Below are 17636 nucleotides of genomic sequence, written 5' to 3' on the forward strand. Positions count from 1 at the left end.
CAGCAAAATGAAAATAGCGGGCGATAAGGTCATCGGCGGTTATTCCCCGGCGGCGCGGTTATTCGCGGCACGCCTGCGGGCTTTTTTACCGCGCCAGTACTCTTCCAGATAGGGCAGCATCTCCAGCAGGAAAATAGCCGACAGCACGAAAATAATATAACCGGTCGGTAGCGGATCGGCGCGCCACTTCAGTTCAAAACGGGGCGACTCATCGCCCAGACCAAATAGTGCCTGGAACTGCGGCCAGTGCCGTGAAATAACCAGCAGCAGCGCCATCAGCGGCACCATCTCAAGAAAACTGTGAACATGTTGCTCAACCGGTTTGACCTCGCGCGCCGTTACCGCGTAGCTGACATCCCACAGCGCTGTGGCTTCGTGGCAGAAGAACAGCACAATCATGAAACCGATCACCAGCGCATTCACCTCCAGAAACAGCGCCGATAATAACGGCAGCCCCATCTCCAGAAACATCAGAATATGGATCCAGGTTTCTTTCAGCCCGGTGGTGTTTTCAATATCGGTGGCACGATGACAGATCCAGTCGGCAAAGCCAGCAATAAGCCAGACGGGTAATACGAAATAAAGTAACAGAAGCATCTGCGGATCAAATTGCTGCATAGCGGGCGCTCTCAGAAATAAAAGTTAATAAAGCATAGTTCTGGGGTGACAGGACGCAAAATGAGGCCGCGGCAGAATACCCAATATTGCCCGGCCCGGTCGGTTGCGGTAAATCTGAACCTGGGGTGTGGACACATAAAAAAGAGAGCGTGCTGGCGAAAGAATATTCTTTACCGGCAATGGCCGCGCCGCATTCTCCGGGATGACGCATTCTGTTGCGCTGGATTTTTTGGCCGTTTGCCGCCAGGCTGGAGACGGCCTTTTTTACCCATGATGCGTACGTGCCTGCGGGGCGGTGGCGCATCACCTCGATAATGATCAAAGGGAGTCAGCATGAGTCAACAACCTGAAGTGGCGGTTCTGGGATTGGGTGCAATGGGGCACGCGTTTGCCGCTAACCTGCTGAAGAAAGGTTTTAAGGTTCATGGCTGGAACCGCACCCGCGCGCGCGGCGAGGATCTGCTGGAGGCCGGATTGCAGCTGGCCGATTCCCCGGCCGGGGCCGTGGCGCAGGCCGATGTGGTGATTGCGATGCTCTCCGATGGCGAAACCACGGAGCAGGTGCTGCAGCAGAGTCTGGATGCGTTTAAATCGGGTGCCATCCTGTGCCAGATGGGCACCATTGGCGTGGAAAAAACCGACGCGCTGATCGCGTTATTCGCTGACGCGCGCAGCGATATGCTGTTTATCGATGCGCCGGTCTCCGGCACCAAAGCGCCGGCAGAGAATGGGCAGATTCTGGTGCTGGCCAGCGGCGATCGCAGCCGCGCAGCCGCGGCGGAAACGGTGTTCGCTGCGATTGGCAAAGGCACACAGTGGCTGGGCGAGGCGGGCAAAAGTTCGCGCATGAAGCTGGTGATCAACAGCTGGCTGATCGGCATGATGCAGAGCCTGGCGGAGAGCACCCAACTGGCGGCGCAGTTTGGTTTCTCTACCGACGATCTGTGGCAGGTGCTGGAGGGCGGTCCGCTGGCGGCACCCTATGCAAAAATGAAGCTGGCGATGATCGCCAGCGACGACTATACCCCGCAGATGAATCTGGTCTGGGCGCTGAAAGATGCGCGGCTGGCGCTGGAAGCCTCCGACACGCCACTGCCGGCGCTGGCAAACATTGCGGATGTCTGGCAGCAGGCGGTGGATGACGGCCTCGGCGAACAGGATCTGGCGGTGGTTTATCGTTATCTGAAGGCGCAATGAGTTGTCCGCCGGGCTTTGACTTCAGCCAGCGTCCGCTGGTGCCGCTGGCGCATGATTATGCGCACGGTGCCAGCGAGCCGTGGCACCATCACGATTGCGCCCAGCTGATCCACACGCTGAGCGGCGTGGTGCGGGTCGAAACCGAGTATGGCAGCTGGATTGTGCCACCGAGCCGTGGCGTCTGGCTGCCGGCCTTTACCCGTCATGCGTTGCAGATCACCGGCAGGGTGGCGGCCCGTACGCTGTTTATTCATCCGCTGGCGCGCGCCGATCTGCCTGCCAGTTGTCAGGTGGTGCAGATCACGCCATTACTGCGCGAGCTGATTGTCAGTGCGCTGAGCTTGCCAGACGCCTATAGTGCGGACAGTCGGGCTGAACGGATCCTGGAGTTAATTCTGGATGAAATCCGCGGCATGGACGTGCTGCCATTTGCGCTGCCCGCGCCACACAGCGCCCGCCTGCAGGCGCTGTGTGACCGGATTCAGCAGACGCCAGGCGAGAGCTGGACGCTGCAGCGTGCCAGTGACAGCCTTAACGTCTCGGGACGCACGCTGGCGCGTTACTTCAGCCGCGAAACCGGCCTGCAGTTCAGCGACTGGGTCCGGCGCGCCCGTCTCGCCATCGCCCTGACGCGGCTGGCGCAGGGCGATTCGGTGCTGCAGGTGGCGCTGGATCTCGGCTATGAGAGCCCGAGTGCCTTCAGCGCGATGTTTCGTCGTCTGCTGGGCGTGGCACCAACAGACTACTTTCCCTCAAACGACTCGCCGCATTAAACAGCGCCTGCAGTGCGGCGCGCGCCGTGTCGTTATCGATGCTCACGCCCCAGTAGCGGTGACCACTGGCATCCAGACAGCTAATGTAGGCGACCGAGCGGCTCTCGCTGCGTTTTCCCAGCGTGTGCTCATGATAATCCTCAATCGTCAGCGACAGATCGAAGCACTGCCGCAGAGCATTCACGCCAGCCGACAGCCAGCCATTGCCGCGGCCCTGTAACGTCAGGGTGCGCGACCGATCGCTGACGCTGGCGGTCAGCGTCGTCTCTGCGCCGCTGTCGCTCTGGCTGCTGGCATTCAGCAACTGCAGCGTCGGCTGGTCTACGCCATAGTGGCGGCAAAACAGCTGCCACAGCGCGTAGTGGGTCATTTCACCGCCGTGACGATCGGTGTGCTGTTGCACGCAGCGGCTGAAATCCTGCTGCAAGCCGCGCGGCAGCTGCAGGCCGTGATTCTGCTCCAGCAGCCAGGCGGCGCCTCCTTTGCCTGACTGGCTGTTCACGCGGATCACCGCTTCATAGCTGCAGCCGATATCAGCCGGATCGAGCGGCAGGTAGGGCATCTGCCAGCGGGTTTCCGGCTGGCTGGCGCGCCAGGCAAAGCCCTTGCGGATCGCATCCTGATGCGAACCGGAGAAGGCGGTAAACACCAGTTCACCGGCGTAAGGGTGGCGCGGATGGACCGGCAGTTGATTACAGCGGGTCACCACCTCGATCACCTCACTCATCTGACTGAAATCAAGCTGCGGAGCCACGCCCTGGGTATAGAGATTGAGCGCCAGCGTCACCAGATCGACATTACCGGTGCGTTCGCCGTTGCCAAACAGGCAGCCTTCGACCCGGTCTGCCCCCGCCAGCAGCGCCAGCTCGGCGCAGGCGACACCGGTCCCGCGATCGTTATGCGGATGCACGCTGATACAGACCGCATCACGGCGGCTGAACTGGCGGCAAAACAGCTCAATCTGGTCGGCATAAACGTTGGGCGTATTGACCTCTACCGTGGCGGGCAGGTTGATGATCATCGGCCGGTCGGCCTCCGGTTGCCAGACATCGGCCACCGCTTCACAAATCTCCAGCACAAACGCCATTTCAGTAAAACAGAAGGTTTCCGGCGAATATTCAAAGGTCCACGCCGTCTCCGGCTGCGCCTCGCAGGCGGCGCGGATCTGCTGCGCAGCGCGGGTAGCCAGCACCACAATCTCCGCTTTGCTCTGTTTAAACACCCGTTCACGAAACAGCGGGGCGGTGGCGTTATAAAGATGCACAATCGCCCGTGGCGCGCCCTGCAATGCCTCGAAGGTGCGCTCAATCAAATCGTGGCGCGCCTGGGTCAGTACCTGCAAGGTCACGTCATCAGGGATTTGGCGCTGCTCAATCAGGTCGCGCACAAAATCGAAATCGGTCTGCGAGGCGGAGGGAAAGGCAACCTCAATCTCTTTAAAGCCGCAGCGCAGCAGCAGCGCCCAGAACGCCATTTTGCGGGCGCGATCCATCGGCTGCGCCAGCGCCTGATTACCGTCGCGCAGATCGGTCGCCAGCCAGCGCGGTGCCTGAGTGATCTGACGGGCAGGCCACTGGCGATCGGGCAGGTTAATCAGCGGGGATGGGCAGTACTTCTCAGCGGGATGGGTCAGCATTGTTCTCTCCTGGTGGTTTTTTTACCAGTCTGGCGGCAGCGCGGCAGTGGCGCGCGCGCAAGGCTGACAACCTGAAGCGCAAAAGTGACAAGTGCGCTTTTGCCGTCACTGAACGCTGGGTGCGCTGTGGTTTGATGAATCCGCCCTGCAGCGGTAGCATGGCGCGATCTTTCTTACAGTCGGGTATTTATGTTGATTTTTGATGGTCACAACGATCTGCTGCTGAACCTGTGGCTGCATCACCGCGATGCGCCCGTGCAGGCGTTTTATCACGGCATTGCGCGCGGGCATCTCGATTACCCACGCATTCAGCAGGGCGGCATGGGCGGCGGGCTGTTTGCGATTTTTGTTCCGCCACAGGAGTATGTCGCCCGGATGGCACCGGAACGGGCGGCAGAGCCGTGGCAACCGCAGGCGATCATGTGGCAGCAGCTGGCGATATTGCAGCAGCTGGCCGATGAATCGGACGGGCGGGCGCAACTCTGTCGTGACAGCGAGCAGATCGCAGCCTGCCGCGCCGCGGGCGTGCTGGCGATGGTGGCACATATCGAAGGGGCCGATGCGCTGGACGGTGACGGCGAGGCGTTACAGGCGTTCTGGCAGGCCGGGGTGCGCAGCATCGGGCCTTTCTGGAACCTGCCGAACCGCTTTGGTCACGGAGTGAATGGCGCATTTCCCGGCTCGCCCGATACCGGGCCGGGGCTGACGGCGGCCGGTGAAGCGCTGATCCAGCAGGCCAATGCGCTGCGGATGATGATCGACGTCTCGCACATGAACGAAAAAGCGTTCTGGGATACCGCACGGCTCTCCGCTGCGCCGCTGGTCGCCAGCCATTCCAATGCGCATGCGCTCTGTCCACAGCCGCGCAATCTGACCGATGCGCAGCTGCTGGCGATTCGCGACAGCGGCGGACTGGTCGGTATCAACTTCGGCAACGCCTTTTTACGCGCTGACGGTCAGCGCGACGATAACACTCCGTTGACAGAAATTGTTAAGCATTGTGATCATCTGATGAGGATAATGGGCAGCGACCATGTGGCCTTTGGCTCCGATTTCGACGGTATCACGCCGCCGGCAGCGCTGGGCGATGTCAGCGGTTTACCGCGTCTGCTCGCCGCTTTGCGCGAAGCGGGCTATGATCAGAGACTGACAGAGAAGCTGGCGTGGGGAAACTGGCAGCGGGTTTTAAGACAAACCGGTCTGTGATAACAATTTCCTTACTTCTTTCGGGTTGATCTCGACGCGCCATTGGCGCAACATCTGTCGGCAATTTTGTGACTCGGATCGCGTTTCACATCTGGCCGTTGTTTTTAAGGCCGCTAATTTACTGTTACTAAAGAGGAAAAAACTCATGTGGAAAAAACCAACTTTCGTTGATCTGCGTCTCGGTCTGGAAGTCACGCTGTACATCTCCAACCGTTAATAATTCTGCCCGCCCTCTGTGCGGGCATTTTGTTTCAACTTCTGGTTTTCCTTCATGTTTATTAAAGTCCTCGGCTCGGCCGCGGGTGGCGGATTTCCGCAGTGGAACTGCAACTGCGCCAACTGCCACGGCGTGCGCACCGGCTCCATTCAGGCCCGTCCCCGCACGCAATCATCGATTATTCTCAGCGATAATGGCGAAGACTGGGTGTTATGTAACGCCTCGCCTGACATCAGTCAGCAGATGCTGCATACGCCTGAATTAGTCCGTCACGGGGTGCTGCGCGGCACGGCGATCGGCGCCATTATCCTCACCGACAGCCAGATCGACCACACCACCGGGTTGCTCAGCCTGCGCGAAGGCTGTCCGCATCAGGTGTGGTGTACGCCGGAAGTGCATCAGGATCTCAGCAGTGGCTTTCCAATCTTCCCGATGCTGACCCACTGGAACGGCGGTCTGCAGCACCGGCCCATTGCGCCGCTGACGCCGTTCAGCGTTGACGTCTGCCGCGATCTGCAGTTCACCGCGATCCCGATTCTCAGCAACGCACCGCCTTATTCGCCTTACCGCGATCGGCCACTGCCGGGCCACAACGTGGCGCTGTTTATTGAAAACCGCGCCAGCGGTCAGACGCTGCTGTATGCGCCGGGCCTCGGAGAGCCGGATGCGGTGATCCTGCCGTGGCTGCAGAAAGCCGATTGCCTGCTGATTGACGGCACCGTCTGGCAGGATGATGAGCTGCTGACCACCGGCGTCGGGAAAAATACCGGCAAAGCGATGGGCCACCTGGCGCTGGCGGAAGAGCAGGGGCTGATGGCGCTGCTGGCCTCGCTGCCGGCTAAACGCAAAATTCTGATCCACATTAACAACACCAATCCGATCCTCAACGAGCAGTCACCTCAGCGTCAGTTCCTGACAGAACAAGGAATAGAGGTAAGCTGGGACGGGATGGCGATCCACCTTCAGGACTAAATCATGCAGATCACTGACACGCTCTCGCCGCAGGCTTTTGAACAGGCGCTGCGCGACAAAGGCGCTTACTACCATATTCATCATCCGTATCACATCGCGATGCATAACGGTCAGGCGACGCGCGAGCAGATTCAGGGATGGGTGGCGAACCGTTTTTACTACCAGACCACCATTCCGCTGAAAGATGCCGCTATCATGGCCAACTGTCCCGATCCGGCCACCCGCCGTAAATGGGTGCAGCGTATTCTCGATCACGACGGCAGCAACGGCGCAGAGGGCGGCATTGAAGCCTGGCTGCAGCTGGGCGAAGCGGTTGGGCTGACGCGTGAAGCATTGATCTCTGAGCGGCACGTACTGCCGGGCGTGCGTTTTGCGGTTGACGCCTACGTCAACTTTGCCCGTCGCGCCAACTGGCAGGAAGCGGCCTGCAGCTCCCTGACCGAACTGTTTGCGCCGCAGATCCATCAGTCGCGCCTCGACAGCTGGCCACAGCACTATCCGTGGATCAAAGAAGAGGGCTATTTCTACTTCCGCAGCCGTCTGAGCCAGGCGAACCGCGATGTGGAACATGGTCTGGCGCTGGCGCTGGAATTTTGTACCACCGTCGAAAAGCAGAACCGGATGCTGGAAATTTTGCAGTTTAAGCTCGATATTCTGTGGAGTATGCTCGACGCGATGACCATGGCCTATGAGCTGAAGCGGCCGCCTTACCACACCGTCACCGACAAGGCGGCGTGGCACACCACCCGACTGGTATAAATGATGAACGAAAAATCGATAGCGGTGTTCCGCCGTGGCTACCGGCTGCAGTGGGAAGCGGCGCAGGATAGCCATGTGGTGCTCTACCCGGAAGGGATGGCGAAGCTCAACGAAACGGCGGCGGCGATCCTCGCGCTGGTGGACGGTAAACAGGATATCGCCGCAATCATTGCCACGCTGGATAGCCAGTTCCCGGAAGCGGGCGGCGTCGGTGACGATGTGAAAGAGTTCCTGCAATCAGCCTATGAACAGAAGTGGATACAGTTCCGTGACCCCGCATAAACCTGACGTCAATTCGCCGCTCTGGCTGCTGGCGGAGCTGACCTATCGCTGCCCGCTGCAGTGCCCGTACTGCTCGAACCCGCTCGATTTTGCGCAGCAGGAGAAAGAGCTGACCACCGAACAGTGGATCGAGGTGTTCCGTCAGGCCCGCGCTATGGGCAGCGTGCAGCTCGGTTTTTCCGGCGGTGAACCGCTGGTGCGTAAAGATCTGCCGGAGCTGATCAAAGCGGCGCGCGACCTTGGCTTCTACACCAACCTGATCACCTCGGGCATTGGCCTCACCGAGAAAAAGCTGGATGCGTTCAGCGAGGCCGGGCTGGATCATATTCAGATCAGCTTCCAGGCCAGTGATGAAACCCTGAATGCCGCGCTGGCCGGATCGAAAAAAGCCTTCCAGCAGAAGCTGGAGATGGCGAAAGCGGTGAAAGCGCACGGCTATCCGATGGTGCTGAACTTCGTGTTGCATCGCCATAACATCGATCAGATCGATAAAATCATCGATCTCTGCATCGAACTGGAAGCGGATGATGTTGAACTGGCGACCTGTCAGTTTTATGGCTGGGCGCAGCTCAACCGGGAAGGCCTGCTGCCGACCCGCGAACAGATCGCCCGCGCTGAGGCCGTGGTCAGCCGTTACCGCGAGCAGATGAGCGCCAGCGGCAACCTGACCAATCTGCTGTTCGTCACGCCAGATTATTATGAAGAGCGTCCGAAAGGCTGTATGGGTGGCTGGGGCGCGATTTTCCTCAGCGTTACCCCGGAAGGGACGGCGCTGCCGTGCCATAGCGCGCGCCAGCTGCCGGTGGAGTTCCCGTCGGTGCTCGATCAGCGGCTGGACGACATCTGGTATCACTCGTTTGGTTTTAACCGCTATCGCGGTTACGACTGGATGCCTGAGCCGTGCCGCTCGTGCGACGAAAAAGAGAAAGATTTCGGCGGCTGCCGCTGTCAGGCTTACATGCTGACCGGCAATGCCGACAACGCCGATCCGGTCTGCAGCAAATCGCCTCATCATGGCAAAATCCTTGAAGCCCGCCGCGAAGCGGATTGCAGCGACATCAAAATTGGTCAGCTGCAGTTCCGTAATCGCAGCAATTCCCAGCTGATCTACAAGACCCGGAATCTGTAACGGTGCGCCGCCTGGAAATTAACGGCCTGCGGATAGAACTGGTGCATCAGCCCGATGCGCGCCAGGCCGCCGCGTTAATTCAGGTCGGCGCGGGCAGCCACGATGAGCCAGACCGCTGGCCGGGACTGGCGCACCTGCTGGAGCATCTGCTGTTCACCGGCAGCGCGGGCTGGCCGGAGGATGGGCGACTGATGAGCTGGATTCAGGCGCAGGGCGGCCGGGTGAACGCCACCACGCTGGCGCGGCGCAGTGCCTGGTTCTTTGAGGTAGCGCCGCCCCAGCTGGCTGACGGGCTGGCACGGCTGCAGGATATGATCACCCATCCGCTGCTCGATCATCAGGCAATCCGCCAGGAAGTGGCGGTGATAGAGGCCGAATATCAGCTGATAGCCCATCATCAGCCTTCCCGTACCGAGGCGGCGTTGCTGCATCTGGCTGCGTCACCGGCCGCGTTTCAGCGCTTTCAGGTGGGCAGCCGGGCGGCATTTGGCGAGGAGATGACTGCGCTGCAACAGGCGTTACGCCAGTTCCACCAGCGTCATTTTTATGCCGGCAATCTGCGGCTCTGGCTGCAGGGACCGCAGTCACTGGATCAGCTGGAACAGCTGGCGCACACCTTTGCCGCAGCACTGCCGCAGGGCCAGTGGCAGCAGGAGACGCCGCGCCCCAGGCTGCCCGCCAGCGCCGCATTCCGGCTTGGCAATAGCGAACCGGCCGCGCTGTGGCGCAGCTGGCTGCTGGACAGCAGTGACGGTGTCACGTTGTGGCGCGAGTTTTTGCTGGATGAAGCACCGGGTTCGCTGCTGGCCACGCTTCGCCAGCAGCAACTGGCGGAGAACCTGAGCCTGAAATGGCTCTATCAGGCGGATAACGCGGTCTGGCTGGCGATGGGCATTGAGACGGATCAGCCTGAGGCGGTCAATGCGCTATTCGACCGCTGGTTAACCGCACTCAGACACAGCGGTGAGCCGCAGCAGCAGCACTACCTTCAGCTGGCGCAACAGCGTTTTACGGCGCTGACGCCGCTGGATCAGTTACGCGAGCGCGCTTTCGGTTTTGAGCCGCAGGCGGCGATTGATGCGTTTCCGGCATTGCTGGCAACGCTGGCAGAGGCGCCCGGCACCACGCTGGTGTGCAGCCCGCAGGCGGCGGCGGAAAACGTGCGGACCCAGGGCTTCAGCCTGGCGCTGCATCCCTGGCAGCCCGCGCTGCCCGCTGCTCACCAGGCGACAGACTTCACCTTCTATCCGCTGGCGGCGGAACTGACCGCCGGGCCACTGCCGTCACATGCGGTCCCCTTACCGCATTGTCATCCCGATCCCGACCCATCCAGCCCGGTTCCGATCCCCACTCCAGGCGCTGACCCTGATCCCGACGCCGGTCCGGCCGACCCCACCGCCACGCTGCTGCTGCGGCCGGAATTTTTTTCGACCTTCAGCCAGGCCGTGGGCGAGGCGTATGGTCGTCGGCTGCGTCCGCTGTTTGCCGCCTTGCGTCATCTGGGCGGCCGGGGCGAGTGGCAGGAAGTGGAGGGCGTGTGGCAACTGACGCTGCAACTGACCGCCGATCTGAAAGTGGCGGACTGGGCGCTGCATCAGCTGGTGCTGGCGCTGATGCCGCCGGTCAGCGTGGAACCGCCCTCATCGCCTGATACGATTGCCATCCGCGCGCTGCTCCGGCAGTTGCCTTACCAGCTGGCAACCCACTTTACGCCGGGCTGCTGGCGTGCCCTGCTGACCGGCGGCAGCACGGCGCTGCATACGCTGATTGCCCGACGGCTGAGCGCCCTGGCGCTGCCGGTCAATCCGGCGTTACCGCCGATGCGGATGACGGCACAGAGTGGCATGACCGCGCTGCCGCATGTCAGCCGCGACAACGCCTTGCTGCTGTTTATTCCGCTGCACAATACGTCCCGCTCGGGGCCACAGGATGCGGAGCAACGGGTCGCGCTGCGGGCGCTGGCGCTGCTGTATGAGCCGCGTTTTTTTCAGCGTTACCGGGTGGAACAGCAGATAGGCTATGTGGTCAGCAGCCGCTACCTGCGCTGTGCCGATCAGGATGGCGTGCTGTTTGCGTTGCAGTCGCCCGATTACAGTGCGCTGTCGCTGCTGCGCTACTGCCGTAACTTTCTGCGTTCGCTGAATGAGACGCTGGCGACCTGCGACCTGGAGGCAATCAGGGCCGCTCTGCACCGTGAGCGCCCTGACCAGGCGCTGGCCCGGTTGCGCCAGCTGAATGGTCTGGCTGAGCCGGATGCGGCGGCGATTGAGACGCTGGACCACGCGCGGTTGCAGCAGCTGCATCAGGAGCTGATTCAGGCCCGTCGCCGCTGGCGGGTACTGTTTACTGCCGGTGGCGCGGCGTAAGCGCCATCGGCAAGGTTGCTGAATTTATTTGAAAATTACCGACAAATCTCTTCACTGTTTATTCCCGCCGAATTGCACCACACTCACTCTACATTTTGAGTTGTACAAGGAATTTACCGTGAAGAACCTCAAGCGTGTTGCGCTGCCCCTGTTAGCCGTTGCCAGCCTGTATGTCCCTTTCTCTCAGGCAGAAGCGATGCACTATCAGCTCAATCCGGAGCACACCTCGGTAGTGGTCAGCTGGAATCATTTCGGTTTCTCACATCCGACGGCGGACATCCCGGATGCCAGCGGTTCGCTGGTGTTTGATAAAGACCATCCTGAGCAGTCGCGCGTTGACGTCACGCTGCCCGTCACCAAAATCGACAGCCACGTTGCGGCGCTGACCAAAGAATTTAACGGTGCAGACTATTTCGACACCGCCAAATACCCGACCGCGACCTTCCACAGCACCAAAGTGGTGGCGAAGGGCGACAACAAATTTGACGTTGAAGGCAATCTGACCCTGAAAGGGATCACCAAACCGGTAACGCTGCACGCGACGCTGAACCAGCAGGGCGAGCATCCGATGGTGAAGAAGCAGGCAATTGGTTTTGACGCCACCGGCACCATCAAGCGCTCCGACTTTAAGCTGGATAAATATGTGCCAGCAGTGGGTGATGAGGTTGAGCTGACCCTGTCGACCGAAGCCTACGCTAAATAAGTGCGGGCCTCGCAATAAGGGCAGCCGCCCTTATTGCGTTTATCCGTCACCTGCCACCATAACGCCGATCGGCCTGGCTGTTGCGATCCGCCCTGATGCCGGACCGGCAGCGGTTAACTGACCAGACGATCATATCCTTTGCGGCGATAATTCAGCGCAGAGAGCGCCCAGAACACCACAAAAGCCCCCACCGCAACGTAGCCCACACTGCCCATATTGTCGTTCAGCTGGCCGACGGTCGCCCACATCCCGCCATGTAAATCCAGCTTATCTGCCATCAGCCCGAGCGCTTCCAGCCCACCGATAAACAGCGCGATCACCACGCTGGTGGCGGTAATGGTGATGTTGTAATAGAGCTTGCGCACCGGCTTATTAAAAGCCCAGCCGTATGCGCCGACCATCACGAAGTTATCCAGTGAATCCACCAGCGCCATGCCGCTGGCAAACAGCGCCGGGAACACCAGAATGCTCCACACCGACATCCCGGAAGAGGCACCCGCCGCCGACATGCCCAGCAGGCCAATTTCAGTCGCAGTATCAAAACCCAGTCCGAACAAAAAACCGACCAGATACATCTGCCAGCTTCGGTTCACCAGATTAAACGCAAACCTGAATATCCGGCTCATGATCCCACCTTGCAGTTCCTCCAGCGCCACCTGCCGCTCAGGGATTTTACCCTGTTTGACCCGCTGAAAGCGGCGACAGACATCGCGCAGGATCAGCGCATTCAGCAGCGCCATCAGCAGCAGGAACAGGGCTGAAATCAGCGTGCCGAGGGTGCCACCATAATCATGCAGCCAGCCGATGTTATGGCCGGACATCAGCGCGGTAGCGGCAATCGCCACGCAGGCCAGCACCACGATGGTTGAGTGGCCGAGAGAGAAAAAAGCGCCGACGGCCACCGGCTGCTGACCCTGCTGCATCAGTTTGCGCGTCACGTTATCAATCGCCGCGATGTGATCGGCATCGACGGCGTGGCGCAGACCATAACCGTAAGCCAGCAGCGCGGCCGCGATCAGCGCCGCGTTGTGCTGAAACAGCAGCAGCGCCCAGCCCCAGCTGAGTAAATTAACCGCCACCAGACCGGTTAACAGCCAGCAGGCGCGACGATGGGTGTGAAAAAAATCACGCTTTATCATGGAGATCCTTGTCAGTAAACGAAATGTCACAATGCTGAAGGCGGGCGCAGGCGATAACCGCCTGGCCCAGCGCCAGTCCGCCGTCTCCGGCAGGGAACTGTTGCGGCATCAGCACGCGAAGCGGTGCCAGATAGTGCGGCAAAAGCTGACGCAGCAGCCGGTTGTGCAGCACGCCTCCGCCCAGCGCCACGGTATTGCAGCCCGATCGCCGCGCCTGATAATGGGCGAGGGCGGCAAAGCCCTGCGCCAGGGCGTCATGAAAGGCAAACGCGCGTTCGGCGGAGGGTGCCCGCCACGCCAGCCACTGTTGCCAGAAGCGGGCCAGATCCAGTCGGATGCCCTGCGGGGTCTGCCGCAACGGCAGCGTGACCGGATGCCTCGCGCCTTGTGCCTGTCGCGCCAGCGTCTCCAGACGGCAGGCCGCTTCACCTTCCCAGCTCAGGGTGGCGGGCGCGCAGCCGAGGGCGGCAGCAACGGCATCAAACAGACGGCCACAGGAGGAGGCGAGCGGCGCGTTTACGCCGGCGGGGATGGCTCTGGAGAGCGGCTGCCACGGATGTGCTGACAGCGCCTGTGCATCGGGATGCGTCTGCCAGTCCGGCACAAACGCCTGCCACTGCGCCAGTAAGTTACGCCAGGGCTGCCGGGCGGCACGGTCACCTCCCGGCAGCGCGACAGCCGGTAATCCGCCTGCATGTTCACAATGCCGATAGTCGGCCAGCACACATTCTCCGCCCCACAGCGCCCCATCCTCACCGTAGCCGAGACCGTCCAGCGCCAGTCCCACCACTGTCCCGCCGTCCAGCGGCCACTGATGTTCAGCCAGACAGGCGGCGATGTGGGCGTGATGGTGAAACACCTCAATTTTGCTGATGGCGAGGCGCTGCGCCTGCGCCTGGCTGACCGAGCCGGGATGCGCATCACAGACCACGTAGTGCGGCGTGCAGTCATAAAGCTGCTGAAAATGGGCGATCGCCTGCTGCTGCTGGGCGGCAATATCGCTATAGCTGACTGAACCAAAATGCGGGCTGAGAATGGCCTGCTTACCCGGTACCAGGCAGAAGGTGTTTTTCAGGTCACCGCCCAGCGCCAGCAGCGGCGGCGGGCGATCAAATCCGGCGGGCAGCGGCAGGGCGTCCGGTACGTAACCGCGCGCCCGGCGTAACACTTCCGTTCCCGCTGGCGTCGCACGCACCAGCGAATCATCGGCGCGCTGCACGATATCCCGGTTATGCAGCAGCCACAGGTCGGCGATCGCCGCGAGCTGACAGCGGCCCGCCTCATTGGTAAGCGGTGGTGCCGCGTCGCTGATATTGCCGGAGGTCATCACCAGCGGCGTCTGACAGGCCTGCATTAACAGATGATGCAGGGGCGTAAAGGGCAGCATCAGCCCGACCTCATCCAGTCCGGGCGCAATCGCGGCGCACAGCGGTGACGTCGCGCTGTGCGGAGTCAGCACAATCGGCGCGGCAGATGAAGTCAGCAGCGTACGCCGCTCAGGCTGCGCGCCGCTATCACCGCCTTCATCGCTGCACCGCATCAGCCAGCTGATATCCGGCAGCATCACCGCCAGCGGCTTCGACGGTCGCCGTTTGCGTTGCCGCAGACGCATCACCGCTGCCTGCTGCGTGGCGTCACAGGCCAGATGAAAACCACCGAGCCCTTTAATGGCAACGATGTTGCCGGCCCGGAGTGCCCGCGCGGCCCGCGCTATGGCTGCTGCATCCTGCGCCAGCAGATCGCCATTCTGTAACGTCGCACTGACGCGAGGGCCGCAGTGCGGACACGCGACCGGCTGCGCGTGAAAGCGCCGATCGGCGGGATTCTGATACTCCTGCTGACAGGCCGGACAGAGAGTGAAGGCGGCCATGCTGGTAAAAGGGCGATCGTAAGGCATGGCGCGGATCAGCGTAAAACGCGGGCCGCAGTGGGTACAGTTGGTGAAGGCGTAGCCAAACCGGCGATCGTCCGTGCTCGCCATCTCCTGCAGACAAGCCGGACAGGTTGCCGCATCGGGCACCACCTGGGTATTCATCCGGCTGCGACGGCTGTCAGCGATCGTGAAGTTTTGCGGCGACGTCTGCCAGTCGAAAGGTTCCACACTCAGGCTATCGATACGCGCCAGCGACGGACAGTCGCGTGCTATCTGTGCTAACAAGGCGTCGATGTTAAGCGGTTGCAGCAGCCTGACTTCCACACCGGCGCTGTCGTTGCTGACCTCACCGCGCAGCTGCAACTGGCTGGCCAGCTGCCAGATAAAAGGCCGGAAGCCGACGCCCTGAACTTTACCGCTAATGCGGATGCGTAAGCCGGAAGCAGACATGAACGGCGACTCCTTTTTTTCAGTTTCGCGCGGCAGACCGGCTGAGCGGTTTTGCCAGCCGGATACCGGGCGTTGCGCCTTGACCGCGACCCGCACGAAACGGGCCGCGACTCAGCAGGCTGGTCAGCATCAGACCGCGACGATCGGGATCACATCTTCCACCGCGCTGCGCAGGCGCGCTTTCATATCACTGTAGGTCTGATGAGCGTAGTTTTCGGCCCAGCGCTGATCGGCAATCTGCTCGACGTTGACCGCACAGTATTTGGTCTCTGGCGTTTTGGAGATCGGATCAAGATTATCCTGCGTCAGTTCATTACAGGCGCCGATCCACCACTGATAGGTCATGTAGACCGCACCGACGTTGATACGCTCGTTGTAGTTGACGCGTGAGATCACCTTGCCGCGCCGTGAAGCGACCCATACCAGCTGCTGATCGCCGATATTCAGCGCCTGCGCATCAGCCGGATTCATCTGCACAAAGCCCGGTTCGTCGGCCAGCGTCTGCAAGGCGGCACAGTTACCGGTCATTGATCGGCAGGAGTAGTGACCGACCTCGCGCACGGTGCAGAGCACCAGCGGATAGTCGCCGTCGGGCAGTTCAGCCGGTGCGCGCCACGGCGCGGCAAACAGCTGACCTTTACCGGTAGGGGTGTCGAAGTGATTGTCAGCGTAGAGCCAGGGCGTGCCTGGGCTTTCAAGCGTGGTGCAGGGCCACTGAACGTGTCCCAGTTCACCCATTTTTTCGTAAGTGACGCCGTAAAACAGCGGGCAGAGGCTGCGCATTTCGTCCCAGATTTGCTGGTTATCCTGGTACTGCATCGGATAACCCATCTGGGTCGCCAGCAGGCTGATGATCTCCCAGTCGCGTTTGACGTTATATTTCGGTTCGATGGCTTTCTCAAAGCGCTGGAATCCCCGGTCGGCGCAGGAAAAGACGCCGCCGTGTTCGCCCCACGAGGTCGCCGGTAGAATGACGTCGGCCTGCTCCGCGGTTTTGGTCATGAAGATATCCTGCACTACCACAAATTCCAGGGCCTCAAAGCCTTTACGTACCAGCCCCAGGTCAGCTTCGGTCTGTAACGGGTCCTCGCCCATGATGTAATAGGCTTTGACCTTGCCTTCCAGCGCCAGATGCGGAATTTCGGTGATGCGGTAACCGATTTCGGCATCCATCTGATCCACATCAATGCCCCAGGCTGCGGCGAATTTCGCCCGAATCTTCGGATCGGTGACCGACTGATAGCCGGGAAATTCGTTCGGCAGTACGCCCATATCACAGGCACCCTGCACATTATTTTGTCCGCGCACCGGGCCGACGCCGACGTTGGCCCGGCCAAGATTGCCGGTGAGTAAGGCCAGGCCCGCCAGGCCTTTCACCACATCAACCGCCTGACCAAACTGGGTAACGCCCATGCCCCACATGATGGTGGCAGACGGGGCGGCGGCGTAGGTGCGCATCGCCTGACGGATTTGCCGGGCGGAGACGCCGGTCTGCTCCTCTACGGCTTCCGGGGAGTAGCTGGCAACATTTTTACGGTATTCCTCAAAGCCTTCGGTGTACTTCGCCACATAGTCGTGGTCATACAGATCTTCCTCGATCAGCACATGGGCAAAGGCATTGACCAGCGCCATGTTGCAGCCGTTTTTGATTTGCAGGTGCTGATCGGCAATCCGGGCGGTTTCGATGCGGCGCGGATCGCAGACGATGATCTGCGCCCCTTTTTCTTTGGCTTTGATCACCCGACGGGCGACGATGGGATGCGAGTCTGCGCAGTTATAGCCGATCACCAGCAGGCATTTTGAGTTTTCGATATCACCGATGGAGTTACTCATCGCGCCGTTACCCAGCGTGGCCTGCAATCCTGATACTGAGGGTCCGTGGCAGACGCGGGCACAACAATCGACGTTGTTGGTGCCGATCACCGCGCGGGCAAATTTCTGCATCACAAAGTTGGTTTCATTGCCGGTGCCGCGTGACGATCCGGTGGTCATGATGGCGCGCGGGCCATGTTTTTGTTTGATCGCCGCCAGGCGCTGCGCGGTGTAGCGGATGGCTTCATCCCAGCTGACGGCTTCAAATTTACCGCCTTTTTCACGGCGAATCAGCGGCTGGGTCAGCCGCGGCGTGAGCAGTTTGGTGTCATTGAGAAAATCCCAGCCGTAGTAACCTTTCAGGCACAATTCGCCCTGATTGGTGACGCCATTCGCCGCTTCCGCGCGGATGATTTTTCCATTATCGACAACCAGGTTCAATTTACATCCAGCCCCGCAATAGGGGCAGACGGTCGTGACTTTATTCATAAGAGGGTTTCCTTA

Annotated in this window: 16 protein-coding genes; 10 read left to right on the forward strand and 6 right to left on the reverse strand. The window is 60.7% G+C overall.

The window, feature by feature from the left end:
* Positions 1 to 39 precede the first annotated feature (39 nt).
* Entirely contained in the window at positions 40 to 597 is a 558-nt protein-coding gene (locus WFK59_RS05040; RefSeq protein WP_233984369.1) for a diguanylate cyclase, read from the reverse strand.
* Positions 598 to 604: 7 nt separating this feature from the next.
* The gene (locus tag WFK59_RS05045) at positions 605 to 940 is read right to left on the reverse strand and encodes a hypothetical protein (RefSeq protein WP_336755185.1); all 336 of its coding nucleotides are present in this window, start codon (positions 938 to 940) and stop codon (positions 605 to 607) included.
* Positions 941 to 951: 11 nt separating this feature from the next.
* Between WFK59_RS05045 and WFK59_RS05050 the strand changes: the two genes are divergently transcribed.
* Positions 952 to 1815 (forward strand): NAD(P)-dependent oxidoreductase, encoded by an 864-nt coding sequence (locus WFK59_RS05050; RefSeq protein ID WP_233984367.1) that lies wholly within the window; start codon positions 952 to 954, stop codon positions 1813 to 1815.
* A complete protein-coding gene (locus tag WFK59_RS05055; protein ID WP_336755186.1) occupies positions 1812 to 2588 on the forward strand; it encodes an AraC family transcriptional regulator in 777 nt (258 codons plus the stop codon). The genes WFK59_RS05050 and WFK59_RS05055 overlap by 4 nt, the downstream gene beginning before the upstream one ends.
* Here WFK59_RS05055 and leuA read toward each other — a convergent pair.
* Positions 2515 to 4224 carry a 2-isopropylmalate synthase gene (gene leuA / locus WFK59_RS05060; RefSeq protein WP_336755187.1) on the reverse strand — a complete coding sequence of 570 codons (1710 nt, stop codon included), beginning with the start codon at positions 4222 to 4224 and terminating at the stop codon, positions 2515 to 2517. The two genes, WFK59_RS05055 and leuA, sit on opposite strands and share 74 nt — an antisense overlap.
* Positions 4225 to 4413: 189 nt before the next feature.
* Between leuA and WFK59_RS05065 the strand changes: the two genes are divergently transcribed.
* The 8 genes from WFK59_RS05065 to WFK59_RS05100 all read left to right on the forward strand — a co-directional run bounded on the left by WFK59_RS05065 (position 4414) and on the right by WFK59_RS05100 (position 11858).
* Entirely contained in the window at positions 4414 to 5430 is a 1017-nt protein-coding gene (locus WFK59_RS05065; protein ID WP_233984364.1) for a dipeptidase, read from the forward strand.
* A 145-nt stretch (positions 5431 to 5575) separates the two neighbouring features.
* Positions 5576 to 5647, forward strand: a complete 72-nt coding sequence (pqqA, locus tag WFK59_RS05070; protein WP_009090272.1) for a pyrroloquinoline quinone precursor peptide PqqA — start codon at positions 5576 to 5578, stop codon at positions 5645 to 5647.
* A 54-nt stretch (positions 5648 to 5701) separates the two neighbouring features.
* Positions 5702 to 6619, forward strand: coding sequence for a pyrroloquinoline quinone biosynthesis protein PqqB (pqqB, locus tag WFK59_RS05075; RefSeq protein WP_233984363.1), 918 nt, complete (start codon positions 5702 to 5704; stop codon positions 6617 to 6619).
* A gap of 3 nt (positions 6620 to 6622) precedes the next feature.
* On the forward strand, positions 6623 to 7378 hold the full coding sequence (pqqC, locus tag WFK59_RS05080) for a pyrroloquinoline-quinone synthase PqqC (RefSeq protein ID WP_233984362.1): 756 nt from the start codon (positions 6623 to 6625) through the stop codon (positions 7376 to 7378).
* 3 nt (positions 7379 to 7381) lie between these two features.
* On the forward strand, positions 7382 to 7660 hold the full coding sequence (gene pqqD / locus WFK59_RS05085; protein ID WP_094120093.1) for a pyrroloquinoline quinone biosynthesis peptide chaperone PqqD: 279 nt from the start codon (positions 7382 to 7384) through the stop codon (positions 7658 to 7660).
* Positions 7623 to 8789 carry a pyrroloquinoline quinone biosynthesis protein PqqE gene (gene pqqE / locus WFK59_RS05090; RefSeq protein ID WP_409520415.1) on the forward strand — a complete coding sequence of 389 codons (1167 nt, stop codon included), beginning with the start codon at positions 7623 to 7625 and terminating at the stop codon, positions 8787 to 8789. The genes pqqD and pqqE overlap by 38 nt, the downstream gene beginning before the upstream one ends.
* A 2-nt stretch (positions 8790 to 8791) precedes the next feature.
* Positions 8792 to 11155, forward strand: a complete 2364-nt coding sequence (gene pqqF / locus WFK59_RS05095; RefSeq protein WP_336755188.1) for a pyrroloquinoline quinone biosynthesis protein PqqF — start codon at positions 8792 to 8794, stop codon at positions 11153 to 11155.
* 118 nt (positions 11156 to 11273) lie between these two features.
* Positions 11274 to 11858: a YceI family protein gene (locus tag WFK59_RS05100; RefSeq protein ID WP_336755189.1), complete on the forward strand. Its 585-nt coding sequence runs from the start codon at positions 11274 to 11276 to the stop codon at positions 11856 to 11858.
* A 113-nt stretch (positions 11859 to 11971) separates the two neighbouring features.
* Here WFK59_RS05100 and WFK59_RS05105 read toward each other — a convergent pair whose 3' ends face one another.
* The 3 genes from WFK59_RS05105 to fdhF form a co-directional block, all read right to left on the reverse strand.
* Positions 11972 to 12997, reverse strand: a complete 1026-nt coding sequence (locus tag WFK59_RS05105; protein WP_336755190.1) for a HoxN/HupN/NixA family nickel/cobalt transporter — start codon at positions 12995 to 12997, stop codon at positions 11972 to 11974.
* A complete protein-coding gene (gene hypF, locus WFK59_RS05110) occupies positions 12984 to 15320 on the reverse strand; it encodes a carbamoyltransferase HypF (RefSeq protein ID WP_336755191.1) in 2337 nt (778 codons plus the stop codon). The genes WFK59_RS05105 and hypF overlap by 14 nt, the downstream gene beginning before the upstream one ends.
* A 129-nt stretch (positions 15321 to 15449) precedes the next feature.
* Positions 15450 to 17621, reverse strand: coding sequence for a formate dehydrogenase subunit alpha (gene fdhF, locus WFK59_RS05115; protein WP_233984356.1), 2172 nt, complete (start codon positions 17619 to 17621; stop codon positions 15450 to 15452).
* Between the last annotated feature and the right edge of the window lie 15 nt (positions 17622 to 17636).

Source organism: Pantoea sp. USHLN298, assembly GCF_037149395.1.
GTDB classification, from domain to species: domain Bacteria; phylum Pseudomonadota; class Gammaproteobacteria; order Enterobacterales; family Enterobacteriaceae; genus Pantoea; species Pantoea astica.

Excerpts from the sequence above, each read along its gene's own strand:
- WFK59_RS05040 (WP_233984369.1), bottom strand. The coding sequence starts at position 597 with ATGCTTCTGTTACTTTATTTCGTATTACCCGTCTGGCTTATTGCTGGC.
- WFK59_RS05050 (WP_233984367.1), top strand. The coding sequence starts at position 952 with ATGAGTCAACAACCTGAAGTGGCGGTTCTGGGATTGGGTGCAATGGGG.
- WFK59_RS05055 (WP_336755186.1), top strand. The coding sequence starts at position 1,812 with ATGAGTTGTCCGCCGGGCTTTGACTTCAGCCAGCGTCCGCTGGTGCCG.
- leuA (WP_336755187.1), bottom strand. The coding sequence starts at position 4,224 with ATGCTGACCCATCCCGCTGAGAAGTACTGCCCATCCCCGCTGATTAAC.
- WFK59_RS05065 (WP_233984364.1), top strand. The coding sequence starts at position 4,414 with ATGTTGATTTTTGATGGTCACAACGATCTGCTGCTGAACCTGTGGCTG.
- pqqB (WP_233984363.1), top strand. The coding sequence starts at position 5,702 with ATGTTTATTAAAGTCCTCGGCTCGGCCGCGGGTGGCGGATTTCCGCAG.
- pqqC (WP_233984362.1), top strand. The coding sequence starts at position 6,623 with ATGCAGATCACTGACACGCTCTCGCCGCAGGCTTTTGAACAGGCGCTG.
- pqqD (WP_094120093.1), top strand. The coding sequence starts at position 7,382 with ATGAACGAAAAATCGATAGCGGTGTTCCGCCGTGGCTACCGGCTGCAG.
- pqqE (WP_409520415.1), top strand. The coding sequence starts at position 7,623 with ATGAACAGAAGTGGATACAGTTCCGTGACCCCGCATAAACCTGACGTC.
- WFK59_RS05105 (WP_336755190.1), bottom strand. The coding sequence starts at position 12,997 with ATGATAAAGCGTGATTTTTTTCACACCCATCGTCGCGCCTGCTGGCTG.
- hypF (WP_336755191.1), bottom strand. The coding sequence starts at position 15,320 with ATGTCTGCTTCCGGCTTACGCATCCGCATTAGCGGTAAAGTTCAGGGC.
- fdhF (WP_233984356.1), bottom strand. The coding sequence starts at position 17,621 with ATGAATAAAGTCACGACCGTCTGCCCCTATTGCGGGGCTGGATGTAAA.